General features: G+C 39.7%; 19 protein-coding genes. 5 read left to right on the top strand and 14 right to left on the bottom strand.

Going from position 1 to position 20,332, the window contains the following annotated elements:
• Nucleotides 1-5: 5 nt before the first annotated feature.
• Complete coding sequence (locus IGI86_RS02665) at nt 6-731, bottom strand: glucosamine-6-phosphate deaminase (protein ID WP_008377914.1); 726 nt, start codon at nt 729-731, stop codon at nt 6-8.
• A 2-nt stretch (nt 732-733) separates the two neighbouring features.
• The gene (locus tag IGI86_RS02660; protein ID WP_008377912.1) at nt 734-2,059 is read right to left on the bottom strand and encodes a 6-phospho-beta-glucosidase; all 1,326 of its coding nucleotides are present in this window, start codon (nt 2,057-2,059) and stop codon (nt 734-736) included.
• Between the two features lie 145 nt (nt 2,060-2,204).
• On the opposite strand from IGI86_RS02660, the gene IGI86_RS02655 reads away from it, so the two are divergent.
• Entirely contained in the window at nt 2,205-2,957 is a 753-nt protein-coding gene (locus tag IGI86_RS02655) for a MurR/RpiR family transcriptional regulator (RefSeq protein ID WP_005232077.1), read from the top strand.
• 205 nt (nt 2,958-3,162) lie between these two features.
• On the opposite strand, the gene IGI86_RS02650 is transcribed toward IGI86_RS02655, so the two are convergent.
• Nucleotides 3,163-4,491 (bottom strand): PTS sugar transporter subunit IIC, encoded by a 1,329-nt coding sequence (locus IGI86_RS02650; protein ID WP_005227522.1) that lies wholly within the window; start codon nt 4,489-4,491, stop codon nt 3,163-3,165.
• 145 nt (nt 4,492-4,636) lie between these two features.
• The gene (locus IGI86_RS02645) at nt 4,637-5,350 is read right to left on the bottom strand and encodes a GntR family transcriptional regulator (RefSeq protein WP_008377910.1); all 714 of its coding nucleotides are present in this window, start codon (nt 5,348-5,350) and stop codon (nt 4,637-4,639) included.
• Nucleotides 5,351-5,517: 167 nt separating this feature from the next.
• On the opposite strand from IGI86_RS02645, the gene IGI86_RS02640 reads away from it, so the two are divergent.
• Nucleotides 5,518-6,942, top strand: a complete 1,425-nt coding sequence (locus IGI86_RS02640; protein ID WP_430617720.1) for a glycoside hydrolase family 1 protein — start codon at nt 5,518-5,520, stop codon at nt 6,940-6,942.
• Nucleotides 6,943-7,460: 518 nt separating this feature from the next.
• Here the strand turns inward: IGI86_RS02640 and IGI86_RS02635 are convergent.
• Nucleotides 7,461-7,565 (bottom strand): putative holin-like toxin, encoded by a 105-nt coding sequence (locus tag IGI86_RS02635; RefSeq protein ID WP_017144486.1) that lies wholly within the window; start codon nt 7,563-7,565, stop codon nt 7,461-7,463.
• A gap of 367 nt (nt 7,566-7,932) precedes the next feature.
• Here IGI86_RS02635 and IGI86_RS02630 point away from each other — a divergent pair, with 367 nt between their 5' ends.
• A complete protein-coding gene (locus tag IGI86_RS02630) occupies nt 7,933-8,766 on the top strand; it encodes an AraC family transcriptional regulator (protein ID WP_008377906.1) in 834 nt (277 codons plus the stop codon).
• Nucleotides 8,759-9,178, top strand: a complete 420-nt coding sequence (locus IGI86_RS02625) for a DUF2000 domain-containing protein (RefSeq protein ID WP_005232083.1) — start codon at nt 8,759-8,761, stop codon at nt 9,176-9,178. Before IGI86_RS02630 ends, IGI86_RS02625 begins: the two co-directional genes overlap by 8 nt.
• A gap of 194 nt (nt 9,179-9,372) precedes the next feature.
• Here the strand turns inward: IGI86_RS02625 and IGI86_RS02620 are convergent, their stop codons facing one another.
• The 3 genes from IGI86_RS02620 to IGI86_RS02610 form a co-directional block, all read right to left on the bottom strand.
• On the bottom strand, nt 9,373-9,915 hold the full coding sequence (locus tag IGI86_RS02620) for a DUF3267 domain-containing protein (RefSeq protein ID WP_005231440.1): 543 nt from the start codon (nt 9,913-9,915) through the stop codon (nt 9,373-9,375).
• A gap of 58 nt (nt 9,916-9,973) precedes the next feature.
• On the bottom strand, nt 9,974-10,291 hold the full coding sequence (locus IGI86_RS02615; RefSeq protein ID WP_008377898.1) for a hypothetical protein: 318 nt from the start codon (nt 10,289-10,291) through the stop codon (nt 9,974-9,976).
• Between the two features lie 459 nt (nt 10,292-10,750).
• Nucleotides 10,751-11,875, bottom strand: coding sequence for a GGDEF domain-containing protein (locus IGI86_RS02610; protein WP_223273077.1), 1,125 nt, complete (start codon nt 11,873-11,875; stop codon nt 10,751-10,753).
• A gap of 136 nt (nt 11,876-12,011) precedes the next feature.
• Between IGI86_RS02610 and IGI86_RS02605 the strand changes: the two genes are divergently transcribed.
• The gene (locus IGI86_RS02605) at nt 12,012-12,755 is read left to right on the top strand and encodes an EAL domain-containing protein (RefSeq protein WP_061053741.1); all 744 of its coding nucleotides are present in this window, start codon (nt 12,012-12,014) and stop codon (nt 12,753-12,755) included.
• A 373-nt stretch (nt 12,756-13,128) separates the two neighbouring features.
• Here IGI86_RS02605 and IGI86_RS02600 read toward each other — a convergent pair whose 3' ends face one another.
• From IGI86_RS02600 to IGI86_RS02575, 6 genes are all read right to left on the bottom strand, one after another.
• Complete coding sequence (locus IGI86_RS02600) at nt 13,129-13,476, bottom strand: DUF7006 family protein (protein WP_016611346.1); 348 nt, start codon at nt 13,474-13,476, stop codon at nt 13,129-13,131.
• A gap of 125 nt (nt 13,477-13,601) precedes the next feature.
• On the bottom strand, nt 13,602-13,997 hold the full coding sequence (locus IGI86_RS02595) for a hypothetical protein (RefSeq protein ID WP_061053740.1): 396 nt from the start codon (nt 13,995-13,997) through the stop codon (nt 13,602-13,604).
• Between the two features lie 173 nt (nt 13,998-14,170).
• The gene (locus tag IGI86_RS02590; protein ID WP_008377889.1) at nt 14,171-14,500 is read right to left on the bottom strand and encodes an LPXTG cell wall anchor domain-containing protein; all 330 of its coding nucleotides are present in this window, start codon (nt 14,498-14,500) and stop codon (nt 14,171-14,173) included.
• 34 nt (nt 14,501-14,534) lie between these two features.
• On the bottom strand, nt 14,535-15,098 hold the full coding sequence (locus IGI86_RS02585) for a hypothetical protein (RefSeq protein WP_008377887.1): 564 nt from the start codon (nt 15,096-15,098) through the stop codon (nt 14,535-14,537).
• Between the two features lie 25 nt (nt 15,099-15,123).
• Nucleotides 15,124-15,642 (bottom strand): hypothetical protein, encoded by a 519-nt coding sequence (locus tag IGI86_RS02580; RefSeq protein ID WP_034871937.1) that lies wholly within the window; start codon nt 15,640-15,642, stop codon nt 15,124-15,126.
• Nucleotides 15,643-15,681: 39 nt separating this feature from the next.
• Nucleotides 15,682-20,259: a hypothetical protein gene (locus IGI86_RS02575; protein ID WP_430617719.1), complete on the bottom strand. Its 4,578-nt coding sequence runs from the start codon at nt 20,257-20,259 to the stop codon at nt 15,682-15,684.
• Between the last annotated feature and the right edge of the window lie 73 nt (nt 20,260-20,332).

Below are 20,332 nucleotides of genomic sequence, written 5' to 3'. Positions count from 1 at the left end.
TCCTTTTAGTTCACGACTTCCTTATCAACCACCAATACAGGATCTTTGTGCAACCATAGAGAAGTAACTGGACACTCTTTTGTAATCGTACCGCATAGAAATTGTTGTATCGCAGATTTCTTTTTTGCCCCACTAGCTTGTACGATCATTGTTCCAGATTGTAATAATTGTCCTATCCCTAACGTAATTCCTTTCGTACGATCAACTTTCTCATCTGAAAAATATTTTTTCCCAACACTTTGGGTTGATTCGTCTAAGTTCACTATATGAGCTTTATCTTCGAAGGACGAACCAGGCTCATTAAAACCTAAGTGCCCATTTACTCCAACCCCAAGCAAACTCAGTGTTAATCCTCCATTCTCCTCGATAAATTTATCAGCTTTTTTGCATTCCTCATTTAAATCATCGGCTAAAGGATCAAATGTGTGAAGTTGCTTTAGGTCAATAGGAACCCGATTGAATAAGTTTCTTTTCAAATAAGATATACAACTGCCTTCATTTTTCGGATCGATTCCAACCCATTCATCTAGTTCAATAAACTTTGCCTGGGATAAATCTATTTCTTTATTGATTGCTGCTTCTGCAATGATGTTAAGCGTTCCTACGGGTGTATCACCACCTGCAAAGCAATATAACCCATTTGGCTTTTCTTTCAAGACATCTAAAATGAGTTTTGCACAGATCTTACTGACTTCCTGGTAATTTGCCTCAACATAGTATTTTACTTTCATTGTCATTCTCCTTTAAAAAAATTCGGCAGATATTCTTTGTGTGCTAAAAGCATTTCATCAAGTAGTTGCTTTGCTGTCCTATCACTTGGAACTAAGGGATTGATCGTCATCGCTAATAAAGCAGTGTTATAGTCTCCCGTAACAGCTGCTTGGGCCGCTATACGTTCAAAAGACTTAATTTGTTGAACTAGTCCTTTGATAGGAATAGGTAATTCACCTGTAGTCAAAGGGATCGGTCCTTGTTTTGTAATCAAACAATTTACTTCAACCGCTGAATCACAATCGATATCACTGATGGCACCATTATTTCTTGTATTGACCGTTTGAATATCACGTTTGTCATTATAGATGGAATTAATTAAATTACATGCTGCTTCACTATAATAAGCGCCCCCACGTTCTGACAATTGAGGTGGTTTGATTGCTAGATGTTCATCTTTATAAAGTTCAAACAACTCATGCTCGATTTTCTGCACAACTTCTGCACGAGTTCCTTCTTTCTTTGCTGATCGTTTTTGCTCAGACAACATAGTAGCTGTTTGATAGTAATACCTTAAATAGCCGATGGGAATCATGCCAAGTGTTCGGAAAAAATTTGGTTCCCATTCTAAATCAGCAATGTTTTTCAGACCAACTGCATCGCCAGTATCTTGCGTCATCAATGTAAGTACTTTTTGGGTCACATCAATCCCTTTATGATAAATCTTTTTCGCAAAAACCATATGATTTAGCCCAGTAAATTCAACATATAATTCTTCTTTGGGTACTTTTAATGTTTCTGCAATGCCACGTTCTATTCCAATTGGTCCATTACACAAACCTACTACTCTACGCATATTGCTATGGCGTAAGACAGCTTCTGTCACCATGCCAGCTGGATTAGTGAAGTTGATCAGCCATGCTTCTGGGCAAAGGCGCTCCATATCTTTCACTATTTCTAAGATAACAGGAATCGTGCGTAATCCTTTAAAAAGCCCTCCTGGACCATTCGTTTCTTGTCCAATCGTGTCATATGTTAAAGGAATTCTCTCGTCTTTCGCTCGCGCTTCCAAAAGACCTACACGAAATTGCGTCGTAACGAAGTCCGCATCCTTTAATGCCGCTTCACGATCAAGAGTCATATAAATTTTCATTGGAAGGTTCGCTTTTTTTACCATACGTTTAGCAAGTTCCCCAACTATTTCTAATTTCTCTCTTCCTTGTTCAATATCCACAAGCCATAATTCTGAAATCGGTAATTCAGCATATCGTTTAATAAATCCTTCTATCAATTCTGGTGTATAACTTGATCCACCGCCAATTGTTGCAATTTTTATTCCTTTATCCATCCTGAAACACTCCTTTAACTTAACTACATGGTCAGTATAGATTATTTTTATCCCCTTAAATACCGCTTTTAAGTAAACGGTTACAAAAACAGACGATTGACACCGGTTACAATCCTGTTACAATTTGTAACAGGAGGGGATTACTATGTTGTTTCTTGACTATCAACCAGACTTAAATGAAACGGATATTGAGGTATATAAAGCAATTATTTCAGAGGTAAATGCAGTTGCTTCCATGAGTATTCGAGAATTAGCTGAGAAAAGTCATACGAGTACTGCCAGCGTATTACGCTTTTGTAAAAAATTTCGCTGTACCGGTTTTTCTGAATTTAAAATTTACCTTAGTGCGTATCTCGAATCTCTTAAAGAAGAAAAAGAGGTAAAAACACTTGATTTTGAGAGTGAACTCTTGAATTTTTTAGCACGAACACAAGACAAATTCTTTGAAGATAAATTTGATGAGGCAGTTCACTTATTGATGGAAAAAGAGCTGATTATTTTTATTGGCGTAGGCTCCTCAAATGTTGTTGCTGAATATGGTTCTCTTTATTTCTCGTCACTATTTAACATGGCGATTCGCATTGAAGATCCTAGTAATTATCCTATTAATTACCTATCCACTGAGTTAGCAAAAAAAATGTGTATCGTCGCTTTATCCGTTTCCGGCGAGACCACAGAAATCATTCAATATTTAAATCATTTGAATCTATCAGAAAGCTCAGTAATAGGAATTACCAGTAGCTCTAATTCAACACTTTCTAAATTAGCTGATATTTCAATAACCTATAATATTTCGCTAGAAAAAATTAATGAAGCTGATATTACAACCCAGATACCGGCAATGTATATTATTGAAAAGTTAGCCAAAACCGTGAGAAATAGAATGGAAACTCAATAGATTTGTATAAAAAAATTCTTGCTAATAAATTCTTCAGGTAATTCTTTCCGTCTAAACACAAGTTCACCGACCGATATTTCCACAAAAAAAGAGACTCACATACATCTATGTGGTCTCTTTTTGTTATATAGATTTGTTCAGTTTATTTGTTTCACTTACCTTTGGTTTGAAACGACTTCAAAAAATCTTGTGAAGTTTCCTCTTCTCAATCATTTGCCTCTTCATTTCCTATTGTTGAGGTAACTTTTTCATCGATACGTAAAAATGGTAAGTAGATAAAAACACTCACAGCAATGATCGCAATTTGTAAGACTGATGCTCGCCAATCGCCACCAGTTGCTAAAAATCCAGATATGACGGGAGGAGTGGTCCAAGGTATCTGCACGACTACATGATTGATCAAACCAACAGCTGTCGCAAAATATGCAACTGTTAGGGAAAAAATCGGCGCCAATACAAATGGAATAATCAAACTAATATTGAAAACAATTGGTAAACCAAAAATGATTGGTTCACTGATATTAAAAAGTGCTGGAGTTACGGATAATTTTGCAAAGTCTTTGTAATCTTTACGACGACTAAAGATAAAAATAGCAATTAGCAAAGCAATAGTATTTCCTGACCCTCCCATAACAGCAAACGTATCTTTAAATGCCATGTTTATGATATGTGGAATATCTTCCCTATTCGCATAAGCAGCCATATTCTCTTGCATATTTTGAATCAAGAACGGATCGAGAAGTGAACCTGATATCACTGCTTGATGAATTCCAAACCCAAAAAAGAGATTTGCAATTGAGGTAATTAAGAGGAACCCTGGTAAACCTGTCGTTACCCTACTTAAAGGCCCAGTGATTAGAGTAGTAATCAACGAATTAACATCCATATTGAATAATTGATTGACAGCAAATGAACCAATTGCGAAGGTAGTCACGGTAATCATGATTGGAATAAGGACGTTAAAAGACTTCAACACAGCTGGAGGGATATTTCCTGACAATTGAATTTGTAACTTTTTATTATTAGATAACTTAATAAAGAGTTCCGTAGCAGCTAAGCCCACAAAAATTCCAACGAACATTCCTGACGCACCAGTATGAGTGACAGGAATAACCCCACCTACTTCCAGCGCTTCTTGACTTCCTTCTGGTGTAAACATCGTCATCATAGGGGTGAGAACAATAAACGTTGAAATAGCGACTAGAACAGCAGCAATATGATTTGTATAATTTCTGCTAACACACATATGATAAGAAACTGCCGCAACAACTAATAGTGTCGTTATACTTAGCGTTCCATTACTGATGGAAGTCCCGATCTCTTGAATCGTCGTTAATGTTGCTGGATCAATAATATTTCCCATAAATCCTGTTGGCTCTAAAATAACATAGTTGATCAATGTAACAAATCCCGCCAACATCATAAAAGGCATAAAAGTGGCGAAAGCATCCCTTAGTGTTCGAAGATGAATCTGGTTCCCTAACCTTGTGGCTATTATTCCGAACTTTTCAAAAATAGCATCTTTTTTACTCATAATTCCAATCAGTCTCCTTTTTTAGTTGTAAGCGATTGCTTATGGGATGATCATACACCAGCTCTTCCGAAAAGTAAATATCTTTATTTAAAATTATATATCTTTTTTTGAAAGTCAAAAAAAGACCAACGAAATTCGTTAGTCTTCACTTCTCAACAAAAACTGCTTCAAAAATAAAATCTTTGTATAAATGTCTCGAAAGAGAATATTCAAACGGTATACCAGAAGACAATGACACCACTTTGTCTACCTCTATCATAAACTCGCCTGGTTTTACAGAAAGAATTTCCGCATCGAAATCATTTGCCACATCCCCTTTGATCCAAATATGGGAAGATTTAATCTCTAGACTAAGCTCATTTGTAATGTAGCCATATACAGAACGTTTCAAATGCTTTGGTTCTAACCCCGGTATAACAGAAAGTGGCATAAACGTTTGCTCAATAGAATAAGGCTGTTCATCAATAAAACGACTTCTAATAATATTATAGACATACTCTTTTTGATTTATTTCTAAAATTTCTGCAACTTCATTCGATGGCAACTCAATTGAGAACGTATGGATTTCAGAAGTCACATGTTCTTCCCCTACTAAATCAAAAAGACCTTCATTTGGTCCAAACACTTTCGAATTATCAATTGGTCTGCGTAGAACTTCCGTTCCAAATCCACTACGTGTTCGTAAAACTCCCTCTGATACTAGCATATCAATACCTTTCTTCACAGTGAGCTTACTTGTTTGATACTCATGCGCAAGTTCATCGCCCGTAGGTAATTTTTCACCGATTTGATAGGTTCCATTGGCAATTTTTTTCTTTACCTCCGTATAAACCTCCATATATTTTGGCTGTTTCTTCATAACTTACTCCCTCATACTCATCTCTATTACTTATACTTTAACATAAAAATTGTCTTTTTACAGCTAAAACCATACCCACCATAAAAAGATATATATTTTTAATAAAAAGTATTTATTTATATCAAAAGCAATGTTACACTGTTAAAAACGAACAGGAGGAAACGATAATGTCAATACATACTCAGTTAACATTTCCAGCTGACTTTTGGTGGGGATCCGCTTGGTCAGCAGAACAATCTGAAGGGCGTGGAGAAACAGGAAAAGCAGAGACCGTATGGGATCGGTGGTTTCACGAAGAACCTCATCGTTTTTATAAACGAATTGGACCTAGTATTACGACAGACCATATCCATCGTTACCACGAAGATATTCAATTGATGAAACAAACCGGGCACAATTCATTTCGGGTGTCTATCTCATGGGCACGAATGTTTCCAAATGATGGGGTTGGTAAAGCGAACGAGAAAGCGATAGCCTATTATCGAGATCTTTTTACCGAAATGAAAAATAATAATATCAAAGTTTTTGCGAATCTCTATCATTTTGACATGCCAGCAAAATTACAAGATAAAGGGGGATGGGAATCACGTGAAGTTGTTGAAGCTTATGTAAATTTTGCTGATACCTGTTTTCTAGCGTTTGGCGACTTAGTTTATCATTGGTTCACCTTTAACGAACCTTTGGGGCCAATCTTGGGCTCTTATTTAGAAGATTTTCACTATCCAAATCTCATTGATTTTAAACGTGGTGCTCAAGCAGCGTTCTTTACCATATTAGCCCATGCAAAAGCCATTCAAACTTTTAAAAAATACCAGCTATCTAGCAAAATCGGAGTAATTCTCAATTTGAGTCCGACTTTCCCAAGAAGCCAAAATTCAGCAGATAAAAAAGCAGCAGAAATTGCGGATCTTTTTTATACTCGTAGTTTCTTAGATCCCATGGTCAAAGGAGTATTTCCAGAAAAACTAGTCTCTTTGCTGGAGGAATATGACCAATTACCCGTTGATTTCAATGACACAGACCTAAAAATTATTGAAGAGAATACCGCGCAGATACTTGGTCTAAACTACTATGAACCACGCCGTGTCAAAGCAAGAACTTCTGCCGTTAATTTAGAAAGTCCATTCTTACCAGAATGGTTCTTTGAAACGCATATTATGCCTGGTCGTCGAATGAATGAATATCGTGGATGGGAAATCTATGAAAAAGGAATTTATGATTTATGTATGGACATCAAAAATAACTATGGAAATATTGAATCCTTTATCTCAGAAAACGGTATGGGTGTTGCTAATGAAGAACGGTTCATGGATGAAAATGGTCAGGTGATTGATGACTATCGCATTGAATTTATCCAAGATCATCTCGCCTATTTATGGAAAGCAATTCAAGATCGCTGTAATATAAAAGGGTATCATCTATGGACATTCATTGATTGTTGGTCATGGATCAATGCATATAAAAACCGCTACGGCTTAGTTTCTTTAGATTTAGCCACACAGAAACGTACAATAAAGAAAAGTGGCTTGTTTTACAAGGAACTAAGTAAGCAAAACGGTTTTTCCTACGATCTCGAGCGATTGGTAGATTAGCATTCACGAATATGATCGATAGTGATCTGTATAGAAGAAACCTGTTGCCACAACTCCTCTCTAGCACCTTTTAAGAAGGCGACAGGGTTTTATTAGTAAAAAAATAACCGTTTCCTTGCTAAAGTCGACGGTTATTTTTTTGTTATTTTTCACTGTGGCTAGGATACGAAAGAGCAGCACGGCAATAAATGTACCAGAATTTATCTGGAACTTATTAGCCGCTAGTTTCGATAATAATGCTTCCCTTTTCTTTAAACATTGCATTCGTTTTTAGATGTTCGAACACTTTTCAAAAATGACTACATCGAACACCTTATTCCAATTGAGAATAAGGTTTTGCCTATGTCGCTTATCGATTTTGTTTGAAAATATCCTTGTTAAAGTTGAAAAATCACTCTCTTCTTGCTATACTAACTATGTAAAGAGGAGTTGTTGCCACAACCCCTCTGCAGCGCCATTTAAGACGGCGACAGGTTTTTTAACTTAAAAGATAACCGTTTCCCTGTTAAAGTCGACGGTTATTTTTTTTTGTCATTTTTCACTGCGGCTAGGATACCAAAGATCAGCATGGCGGTAAATGTACCAAAACTGATCATTAGCCCGATTGCTTCCGCTGTGGACAAAAAGGCTTCTCCTTTCTGAAGAGTTAGTACTTACATTCATAAGCACCACCACCTTTCAAAGATAGCCACCGTCACAAACTTTACTGCAGTCAAATGGTACCATACTTCCATCAATAAAACTTTCAAATGCCAAGGATTTATCGTTATTTTTTTCACGGTGCATGGTCTATTTGCTTTGATTCATTCCATAGAATCGTCAAAATAACCTGCTGTTCTTTCTTCAAGGCTGATCCGCTCTTTCCCGACATTCTCCAGTCCCTTTTCTCAGTCCCAATCAAGGGCCTCCATCAAGAAAAATAGTCAAAAGTCAATATCATTCTATTCACCAAAAACCACTTTTGTTATAGTAACAAAAAGGAGAATGCAGATGAGAAATGAACGAAAAATCATTCAAGATAGCACCCTTGGTGTAGAGGCTTTATTATTTAACGGCATCCAGCAGGAGTTTCCTAACCATTGGCACGAATATTATGTGATTGGCTTGATGGAAGCTGGGACGCGTCAATTCACCTGTCAAAATACCTGCTATATCGTTGAAGCAGGCGACTTGATTTTGATTCCGCCAAAGGCTGCCCACCGCTGCCAGCAACTCACGGAGGAAAAGCTGGTTTACCGCAATATCCACTTAACCCCGGAGAACATGGCGGTACAAGTACAAAAAATTTTTAACACTCAATTGACGCCGCACTTTCCTGAACCGGTCATTCGCCAAGTGAAAGAAAAAGAGGAATTTCATGCAGTGCACCAGCTGTTGCTGTCGGATCGCGGCGATGAGTTTGAAAAGCAAGAACGCTTTACTTGTCTCCTTCACGACCTGCTTGTTCAGTATGCGGATTTCACCCACGAACAAACAGATCCGGTTTCAAATAAAGCCGCAGCGGCAAAAGCCTATATCGATCAACATTATGCCGAAAAATTGTCCTTGAGTGAATTAAGTGACGTTCTTGGAATGAATCAGTACGTCTTGATTCGGCAATTTACCAAAGCGTATGGGCTGTCGCCGTTTCAATATTTAAGTACGGTGCGCATCAGTGCTGCCAAGAAAAGACTGGAAGCACAAGAAGCAATTGCAGAAGTCGCTTTTCTGACAGGTTTTAGTGACCAAAGTCATTTTACCCGTATCTTTAAAAGCTTGATTGGGGTCACCCCCAAAGCTTACCAAACAATTTACCAAGAAGATGGAGTGAGAACGTATGAATAACCAAGAAAAATGTGTCATGATTATCGATGAACAATTACCGATTGGCTTAGTTGCAAATACTGCAGCAATTTTAGGCGCAACCTTAGGCAAATTGTTTCCCGAAGGAATCGGAGAAGATATTTACGATTCGACGGGCAGAAAACACCTTGGCATTGTCAACTTTCCCATTCCTATCTTAAAAACGAACAAGGAACAGTTGCAGACCATTCGTGAATCGATCAGTCAGCAAGCAGATCCAGAAGTAACCATCATTGATTTTTCCGACGTTGCTCAGACCACCAATTCTTACGAGCAATACCGTCAGACGCTTGAGACGATTCCCACAGAAACACTGGCTTATTTTGGTCTTTGTTTAAAAGGCAAGAAAAAGAGTATCAATAAAGTCGCTGGTAGTTTGCCGTTGTATCGGTAAAGCGCTAGTAAGAAAACGGTCGTTTAAAACAAATTTTCTTTTTGTCGGCCGAACAGTCTTCTTGCTATATACGTTATTTATAAACAGTCCTACAAAAAAACAAACACTTTTGAGGTGTTTGTTTTTTTGTAAGAGATTTTCTAGCATACATTTTCTTGCTCTTTGATTTTGCCAAGATCAATTGAAAAAATAAACTACTCTCCTTGATAAATATTCAACCCCACTTCAGTATCTTCTACACAACTGTTCGCTGGTGCTTTAACAATCAGAAAAAGAAAGTAAAAGTCTCCCACACAAGAAGCGGCATGTGCGGCAGCAATCAAGGTGAAAAGAGATGCCGTCAACCAGCCAAATAAATAAAATAGAAAGAGACCCACAGAAATGCCAAGGAATGGCGCCAATAAAATGATGGCAAATTTCCCTTTTGAATAAAAGGAATGGGGACTCGTGGCATATGCTACCCCATTTTTGAACCCAAACTTTACCTTCCCTTTAGGGTCAAAAAGCTTGAAGAAGGCACCATGGATCAATTCATGAATAATGATGAGAATAAAATACGCAACCATTAAGAGCAAAAGATCGAAAATAAACGAAGTTTCAGCATTTGACCCATGACCACCTAAGACAAAGAGTGTAAAGAACACATAGAAAAAAATAAAACTAGGGATCGCCGCGAGATTCAATCTCTTTATTGTTTTTTGATCATCCATTAAATTGATTTGTTTGAGTAATTTCATCGCTGTTCTCCTTTTCTTTTCGACATTCTTCTTAGTACGTGATTTCTATGAATTCCCTTTACCCAACCAATAAGAGCAGCAAACACAAAACCAGTGCCGTTAAAACGAAGAGGAAATTGATCGTTTCTGGCGCACCTTCGATCCTTCTCTTTAATGGCGGAGGACGAAAACTTGGATTCATGCTTTTCGTTTGGTAGTCCACGCTGCTTGATAAAAAGCTGTCGGAAGGGATCATAAACACCAAAAGAACGCCATAAATAATGGATGCAGGAATCAGGAGTGAGCATTTGGCTAGGTAACCAATCAGTAGACTCACGATCAAAGGAATAGCTACGTACAAAGCACTTTGGTACAGTGTTCGCCGAATTGGTTTCATAGGGAAGTCTCCTTAGTCAGTCTTCGTTACACACAGGAAAAAAATAATTTTATTTACTTATCAAATAAATATACCATTGCTTTCTAAGGGTGTAAACACGCAGAAAACCAATTCGATGCTGCCAAGTGCGGCTACCCAATGCTTGGTGCAAAAAAAGAAGTGGTTTCTTCCCACTTCTTAAAAAGCACTCTCCTTGCCTTTCTATCCTCGCTTAACCTCTCAAGATAATCGGAAACCGTTTAGTAAACCGTTATACTTACCAGATTGCTTCCCCTCTTCCTTTTGAAAAAGCTACGACGCTGGACAAAGAAGCCTGCGAACATTGTCTCTTTATTAAAACTTCTTCTGAAAAGCATTCGTCTAAAAAAATCATACGGCCTTGTCTTTCCTTTTGGTTTCCTACAACACCCAATCTACTTGAGAAAAGACTGCAGAACCTTCTTTAGAAAAGCAAGCGTCTCAAGAAAATATGATCGTGCGGTTTCTGCCCTTCCTTTTGGCTTCGTACAATGCTTGATCCGCTTGATAAAAGATTTCTGAAATGTCTAACGTAGGACCTGCTTCTGAAATCCCTGCTGAAAAGTAAAGGGTCAGTTGTGTTCCCTCTAGTTTCAACTGTTCATTACTTAAGAACAAATGAAATTCTTCAATAATTTTTTTCACTGACACGGAAGTATTCTCTTTAAATAGGACTAAAAATTCTTCGCCACCATACCGATAGACTTCGATTAAATGGGAAGGACTTTTTTGATAGAGAAATGTCGTCAGTTTATCCGAAAAGAAGGTTAAGGCTTGATTGCCGATTTGATGTCCATGGTGATCATTGATCTGCTTAAAATGATCTAAATCCATCATCACCACGACCAGCTGATCCTTCTCGTTTATCACCAATTTTGAAATATCTTCGTTCAAACTACGGAAATTTTTTACCTTCGTCAACTCATCATAATTGCGCTCAATGATCTTCGTATTGATTTTTTCGAGAAAGTTTTTTTGATTCTGCAGATAATACTTCCATAAAGAAACGATTGCCACTGATCCAATCCCTAAAGTGACAGCATCCCAAAGACCAACTTCACGGCGATGAAAAAGCAATGCATTGACCATCGGCGAGACAACCGTAACCACAATCGAAAATAGATAAAAGACAGTATGATTTGTCTGTCCGTAAAATCTTTTCTTTAATAAGCAAGTAATGATTAAAATGATGTAATTTAATCCGATAATAAAGAGCATGGCTCCCCATTCGAATTTATTGATCAATGCAAAAAAAGTTAGCAAGATGACGGGGACCAGCCCAATCAGATATATTTTTTCTTTGAGGATACCAAAATAATAAATAAAGATTGGAATCGTATATTCATACGCAACATAACCGATACTGTTCAAAGAAAATGATATAATAAAGTAGACTTGCGAAATGAACAGAACGACACCGATAAGAATTTTAAATGACAAGCGTAAATTCAATTCTTTGAAGTTCTTGATAAACAGATCATACGAAATGAGCAAGCTTACAACTAAAACAGAATAGATCGCAGCATAAATCAGATGGACAAACACACTATTCCTTCTTTCTTTCATAGATTTTTCTTTAAAATCCTTCGCCCATGATTTTGAAAGGCTCGATTCTTTAACAATGCAGGTAAAGAACTCGATCTTCCTTTCCTGCACTTCATGAAACCAAAAATAAAACTACCCCAGAAAGGAGCAGAAACCAATGTCTGAGAAAATAGAACAAGAACTCTTATCGATATTTCCTCAATTATATTTTGATGCCCAGCCTATCTTTCAAATGAAAGCAGATAGTCAGAAAGTGATTGGCTACGAATTATTATTGAGAAGTACCGAAAGAAATAGGTTTCCCCTTTCCTTCTTCCAGCAAGTGATCAAATACAAAAAGCTACACACTCGCTTACTGCAATGGTACCGAAATGAAATTTTCAGCTTACTTCACCCGAATGAAGAAACAAAAATCAGTCTTAATATCCACCCGCAACAACTCAGCTACCCAGAAACCTTTCTGATGTTAGCTGACTTAGCACCCTACCATGATCGTATTTTGATTGAGATCACCGAAGACGATACGGAACCTTCTATCGCCTGTGATCCCAAGTCTTTTCTTATGAACAAAATCAACCAAATAAAAAAGATGCGCTTTTCTGTCGCATTGGATGATGTAGGGACAGGCATTCATTCACTGACAAATATTGCACCGATGCTGGATAAAATCGATGTGATCAAATTTTCGCCTATCTCGTTGCGAGTGCTGTCCCAAAAGGAGATTTTCTTTTTGATCGACTTCTGGCGAAATATCGCCAGCAATCGTAAAATCCAATTTATTGTCGAAGGGGTCGAAACCTCGGATATCCATGAGTACTTGCTTGAAGAAGAGATTTTTCTTCAACAAGGGTTTTATTTGGACAAACCTTCCCCAGCTAATCAATTAATGCGAAAAAAATAGCCATCGCGTCGTTTATTTTTCTCACTATACGCGATTAAAAATAAACGAATATTAAAAAAATGAACAGATGCCCTTCAAATATAACACAAATAATTTTATTTGCAGAATTTTTACTGATTCGGCATCGTTTTAACGGTGATTTTACATGAGAGGGAGTAGAAACCAAAGCAAAGACCTTTTTCAGATAGATGAATAGACAAAAAGCATTCAAGAAACCAATTCCTGAATGCTTTTTGTCTATTCACCCTTTTTTTCGATACAAACCTTCTATTTCAATCGCTCACCTTTACTAATTGCAGAAACATTAAAAATACTCATCACTTCTTACCAAATCGTTTTGCTAGAAGTGATTCCGGCTATTCCCCTCCTTGATTTATCTCACGTTGAAAACCAGAGAATGCTTCGTTTCCATACCTAGATTGTAACCGCACAATTCTTTCAGATAAAAGCGATAATCTTTTTCGACGATTCGGATGATCTCGTCATCGGAAAAATCGTCAAATCGCATCATTTCTGTGACTAAAACCAGTTTGGCATCGATTCCCAGAATATCTGGGGTGATCGCCCAAAATGTTTCTGGAGAAATCCCTGCTACCAATTGATCAAGTAACGTTAATTGCTTTTCTACATAAGAGGCTAAGGCACCATTTTCACGATTGGAATCCGTAAATTTCTTTTGAAATCCATCAAGATATTCTATCTTTGAAGTAAATACAGTCAAGCTTCTTTGCTCCTTTCTTTGAGGGGAACAAGCCCCCTTATTTTCTTCCTAAGTCTCAGCCTATTCTTTCTCGTTATCTATTCACTACTTTTTCTAGCTACTGAAAAAACACCAAGGTCCAGTAGTCAATGAAGAATATCCAGCAACCCTCTGACCAGCTGCTTGTAATGCTCTTTTTGATCCTTCGCCTCATCTTCTGCCTTGATTGAAAGACTTTGCTCAATTGCTTCTTGAGGCATCAACAAATGGGTGTTCAAATTTGAGATGTACGAGACGCATTCTTCCAACAACTGATACTCTTTTTGTAGGACACTAGGTACTTTATACGTACGAAAAATGAACAAATAGCGAGCATTCGCTTTTATTTCTTCTATGTGATTATTTTCTAATAAGTAACGCATCTTATCTATTTGTTCCCCTTGGGGATAGGGGCTAGAATCTGCAGTCAGCAGATGATAATAGTAGCCAATATATTCACTATTTATGATGGTTCTTTCAAACGCTTCTTTCCTGATCTTCATCTTCTGTATCCTTTCAAAACTATCACTGACCTCACTTATACAGCGTTTGTGGTATCACTAAGGACTGCTTACCTTTTTGATTCATTTTTTATCCGCTCTACTCTTTCATTAAAAAAGAGAAACTGTAAGTTTTCCTCACAGTTTCTCCTTTACGCTTCTAGCGATGACGATAGTTAAGGAGCGACGCTTTCACCGTGCTTCTTTTTTCTTGTCGCTGCAATGACAAACAGTACTAAGAGTGCATACCCAAGGATGATCAAACGAGTGGTGTTTGAAGAACCTGTTTGCGGTAATTTCCCTTGTCCGATTTGAGAAGCATCTGCGACGATCGTTTTCTTATTGTCATCGTCTGCTTCTTCCTCTTCCTTCGCTGTTTCACCAATTCGACCAGTCACAGTGACCTGCCCTGTTGTCGCCTCTGCGACAACGGTTTCTGATAGATCCCAGACAGTCAGAGCCAGTAATGCAGCGATGAAAAAAATGATTCTTTTTCGTTTTTTCATACGATAGATCCCTTCTTTACTGGGATTTCAGTTTTTAGTCTTCCTCTACATCCGGCGCAAAACTCAAGACCAATTTGAAACTTGGGTTTGATTCTTCTGATGCATTGACAGGTGTTGCTTCACCAGTGAACGCAAACGTCCCTTCATTCGTTCCTTGGTTGCCTTCAAGGGTAAACAATTCTGTTTCTGTTACAGTTGGTGTGCCGTTTTCAAACAACTCAATCCCGTTTACGTTTAACAAGTCTACTTCAGACATATTCAATGGTGTATCAACACCTGCAACAGAAGCGATCACACCAACTGCTGAGTTATTTGTCACCGTGTACGTAGGCGAAACGATCTCTGTATGACTTGACGCTTCTGTCGTATAGAACAAAGCAGTCGTTGGAATCGTTACATTGATCCATTGGTTCAAATCATCGGGATTTGGTCCAGGTGTTGTATTATCGAATTCACCGATGATCCCGTTTACTTGGACATCTCCTGACGTATCGCCTTCACGTCCGTCAATAGTTTGTGTCGCAAAAGCGGTGGTGCCGCTTGCGATTACTCCTGCGATCGTTGCTGTACTTAGAATAGCTGCTACAAATTTTTTCATTTTTATTTCCTCACTTTTCCTTTTTTTAATTCTTAACGATAATCGTTAATTCAGCTTCAGTGACCCCTTGTTTTTCTTTGCTTTCAGGGTCATAAATATTGATGGTGGCTTTGGCAGGATACTCGCCTTTTGCCAATGGTGTCGCCAAGGCGACATTTTCAACAAATTGATTTGGATAGATCGCACCGGAAGAATAGATGACTTCCCCGCTCGACAGTAAAGAGATATCCACGGCGATTGGGTACACATTGGTGCCTGGATTAACGATTTCGATGGATCCCGTGCTTTGACCATCTTCAAAAATGGCTTCTGGATTGATTTGCAGGGTGAAATAATTCGCATCTGCAATTTCCTGCGCCCGTTCAGATAATCGCTGATCGGTGGCATCGCCAGATTCAGGCAAAAGGTCTGCACTGATCAACGGAACTGCTTCTTTTGATTGATAGAAATAGTACCCGAGTCCACCGGCAAGTACGGCCAATAGCAACAACCACCAGAGCCATTTCCGTCGTTTTTTGTTTTCGGTTTGATTCGTTTGCTCCAATGGATTCACCTCCTTCACATTTGGTACGATCTTTTTTTCTTAGTCTCGTGGAACAAAGCGTAAGACGATGCGATAATTCGGTACAAGCAAGTCTTCATAATACCCGCCTTGATCGGCTTCTGAATCAACGACCCACTGGGGATAGTCCCCATAGAAATCCCCCGTTAAAGAAATCGGCACGCGGCTTCTTTCTTCTAAGCGAACCAAGTGTTGTTCTTCCATCGCTTCATAGAGTTGAATCTGGGTTTCTTCCGTTTTTAGGTTCAATCGCAACAGCGGGGTTGAGATATCGTCATAAGTAAGGGTTGGGTCTTCCTCTTCGCTTTCACTTTCAGCGTAATCGAGGGGATCTTCTCCCTCTTCTAACAAGACGATTCCGGCACTATCATCGATCGCCAATTGATTGATATAGGTATCCACAGCAAGTGGCGATTGATTGCGGATCTCATACGCTTGGCTTTCAAAATTACGATTCGATTCCGCCGTATTGTACAAGGATTCAAAGACCATTTTGGTCGGGATCGTCACTCGCATATGCTCCAGTTTCGATGTCACATCGATACCGATGGTCATCTGGTAGGCTTTATTCCCCACCTCAAGAACAGCGAAGTAACTGCCGTCTTCGTCCACTTCTCGTGTAAGATCCGTTTCTACGATGCGAAAGTCATCCGTCATATCCGCTTCCGTCAACACATTTACGGCTTGCGCGCGACTTTCTTGAAGGATCAAAGCATCTAATTCTTCTTGCGTGCTTAATTCATTAATTTTATAGCGATCTAAAGTGATATTGTATGCTTCAAAATTCAAACCTTTAATCACGGTTTGACGAGCGGTCACATCGACATAGGTCTCAATCGAAGGTTTCGATAAGAAAATCGACACTTCTGTCTCTGTTTCCAATCGCTCATTTTCTCTTAAGGGAATGCGGAAATAGCGATACAGCTGATTTTCATCCCGATAGTCGCCCCATTCGATTCGTTCAGAGTTTTTGTCCAATTCGACGATTTCTCCATCGGTATTTGTATAAGAGATCAAGGTGACATCGGTATCCTCGTACATGGAACCAGTGATTTCAGTCGACTGATCACTCAATGCATCAATTCTGGCAATGAGGCCTTCTGGTTCTGAAAAACGAATCTTATTGAAGTTATTCTTAGCAATCACTTGGTAAATATCCGTTTGTTTTTCCAGACTTTCCAAAGAACCCTCTAATTGCTCGCCACTCAGTAATCTGGAACGCGCTTCGCCATTTCCTGTGCCGCCATAAGGGAATGTATTCCCCCCATTTCGATTGATTCGCATCGTTCCGGAAATATTGATAAATTCTTCTGTTGGTTCATCTAAAGAAGCATTTTCCCAAACTGCTAGTTTTTGACTCGCAACATTGATTCTCAAACCGTTCGCAACCGTATTTTGTGCAGATCGGATCAAACGCTGCAATTGCGCATTGGCTTGACCAGTTCTTGTCGTAGGATGACTAATTTCAAACAAATTCACATTGTTTATATTCAATCGTGCATTGGCAAGTCTGAAATAAAGAACTTCAGATTTATTTCTTATGGTTTCCAATACAACCGTAGAATCTTCTCCTGCCGAAAATGAATTCCGCACATTGACTAACGGGCGATTGATAAATTCCGCCGATGTTCCCATGCCTGTCCGATTATCGGTCATGGAAAAATTAGCTCTGGCCCCTACTGTGATATTCGCAAATGAATTCGAATGATTGCTTGAGGCATTGCCTCCCGCCTGAGTATTTAAACCTCTCGCAACACCTTTAAATGTTGCCTCATCATTGAGAATGAAATTAGAGGAAGTCGTTACTCTAAAGATTCCTCCAGATTGATCCACGTCGAGGGTAGCCCCTTTACCAATCCGAACAAATGAATTACTAGCAGTCAACCAAATAAATCGGGAATCTGAAGTCGTTCGATCTCTTCTTGACGTCATGGTAGCATTGTCTTGCAACTCCACTCTTTGTGATACTCGGATTCTGGAATAATTTTGACTTGTTGCTGAATTTTGAATCGCCGTCGTTGTTGGCTCTGTCAAATGCACTTCAGCATGTTGCGCAAGCGTAACTGAACGAACAGTGGTGTTTCCTGTCATTCCTCTAGCAGCGTTTATTCTCGTATAGGAATTTTCGCCGAATAACAGATCTGTTGTTCCGACTCCCTGTAGAAATCGTCCACCAGTATCAACTTCGACTTTACTTCCTTCTTCCATCGTAAATTTCGAATTCGCCAAGGTTAAACGAAAAACGGCTCGTGCAGCTTGTCGCGTTGTATGATTGACCGTTACTTCCGCTTCACGACCTAGTTTGATTTCTTCTCTAAACCGGAAAAAATCAACATTTGCATTGCTTCGTCCAGAAACGGTGATTTCAGAGTGATCGCCCACATGCAACCGGCGAATGGTTGAAGAAGCAGCAGATGAGGTACCACCGGTAAAGCCTTGTGCGGTTTGTAGGCTGATCGTATTTGCTTCACCAATATAGATATCTGTTGTGCTGCGACCAGTCACCAATGGTCCTACTTGATTGAGGGTGATGGTTGCATTTGCTTCTGACAAAAATTGTGAAGCCGTCGACGTTGAACCCAGTGCAATGAAAGGATTGGCTGCTGATGATGTGCGAGAATAATTGATCGCTGCTTTTTCTCCTAGGAAGAAACGTCGTTGCACGGAAAAAGAATTGGCTGCTGTGCTCGTTGAATGCTCAGCAACATTGATTTCAGCCCCTTCAAGCAGCTCAAATTGATCGACCATCGTTCCAGCGGTAAAGCCATTCCCTAATACGCCCGTTAGTTTTGAGTATTTCCCTAAAGTGACATGGGACAAACTTGCGTTGATAAACGCCCCTCGCTGGTTCACGGCTATTTCAGAATAGTCACCAATGGTGATTTTCCCGTTGCTTGATGCTAAGCCGATGACAACATTCGATGTACTTGCTGAAGAGGTCGTTCGCGTTCTCGGCACGTCAATTGTTGTATGACTTCCGATTTGAACCGAAGACGTTGCGAAAAAGGTTCGATACGCTTGACCAACAGTGGCATTACTAGGTTCACTTATGGTTATATCCACCTGATCACCAATCGCAATACTGTTGACTGCTACGTTGCCATTAAACCCGTTGCTATGCTGATTGTTCATTTTCACGTGGTCTTGAATCACTATCGTGGTACTAGCCACACCCGTAAACATCGGTCCATGCTGCGATATTCGCGTTTGTGTATTCTCCCCAAAATCGATGGAGGAATTTACACTTTGGAGCTGGATAAAAGCTCCGGTCGTTGTGCCCGTCCGCGTTCCTTCAATAATGGTAGGTTGGTCCGCGGTACTATTTTCAACGATGAAGCGGTGTCCGACATTGATGGCGGGCGTCCCGCTGACCGTCCCGTACTCAGATAGTTTTAACTGACTCCCTGCTTGTAACCTTACTTCGCCTAGCGTGCTGGTGGAATTACCAGAAAGCCCCTGTCCCGTGCCAACATCTAGTGTTGCCCCGGTTGCTAGCGTCAACCGACTATCTTGATTGGCATTTGGTAGAGAAACCATTGCGCCAGATTGGCGAATCGTGGTCATACTTCCTTGACCAAAATCAAGGCTTGCTGCGGTACCTGTCATGTGAAAGACAGTGCCAGTATTGCTGTTGGTACTTCGGGTGACAGAAATTTCAGCTTGGCTAGCCACTGCTACTTGATTCATTTCAAAGATTGGTGTGGCATTTGATGAGCGATGATTGATCGTCAATTGGCCTTCGACCAAGAGTCCTTCAGCCGTGAATAACGTTGGAATGGAAGACGTCGCTGTCGTCACCACATTGGTTCCTTTGAAATGAAGATGTGCTTGGTTGTTATTCACCACGCGTCCTGCGGTAGTGGTCAGCTCCAGTTGGGTATCTTCAAAGGTAATCGTTGAAGCCCCAGTTGTTTGAGCCAGCCCTTGCGCCGACTGAATGCCTTGTTGTTGCACCCCTTGCCAAGTCAGTTGAACAGGTGCCGCAAACTGCATCAGGTTCTCTGCCGCCGTCTGCGAAACGATCACAGGTGTATCATGACTACGAAAAGTAACGTCTGCCCGTTGGATACCACTGATTGGCTCAGTTAATGCCAAGTTGTTGGCAAAAGTAAGCACCAAGGATTGATCATTGGCGATTTCTTCGTAATGATACTCCGTGCCATCTTCATCGGTGAAGGATTCCCCAAGTAAAATTGCCCGCAATTGCGCCTCACTTGCTACAGTCAATGCGACCGCTGAAGCTTCAGCATCAAACCTTTCGATTTGCTCATTCTCAGCTTCTGTTTCCGCTTCGTCTTCTGAGCTATCTGGCGTTTCTGCTTCGGGCAGTGCTTCATTTTCCTCTGCTTCTTCTTGGCTAGCTGTCGTGGAATCATCCGTGGCTTCCGAAGAAGATTGTTCTTCACTGCTTTCTTCGGTTGTTTCTTGGTCTTCCGATCGATCAGCAGAATTAGTGGTTTCCTCAGTTGAGGAGTGTTGCGTCTCTTCAGAAAGTGACTCTGTTTCTGCATAAGCAACTTGCTGGAACGCCAGCGTCGTGTTGACCGCCGTGCTGCTTAGTAGGAATACTGCAGAAAACAATGTAAGTAGTTTCATCATATCCTCCTTTCTTCAAGTCTTTGGTGCGTCAAGAAGGTTGAAGCTAAGAAACAGCCTCCTCCTTTTCACACAA

Source organism: Enterococcus sp. AZ188 (assembly GCF_050544075.1).
In the GTDB taxonomy this organism is placed as follows: domain Bacteria; phylum Bacillota; class Bacilli; order Lactobacillales; family Enterococcaceae; genus Enterococcus_D; species Enterococcus_D entomosocium.
The sequence above is the reverse complement of the archived record's forward strand: the minus strand, read 5'-3'. Positions and strand labels throughout refer to the sequence as shown.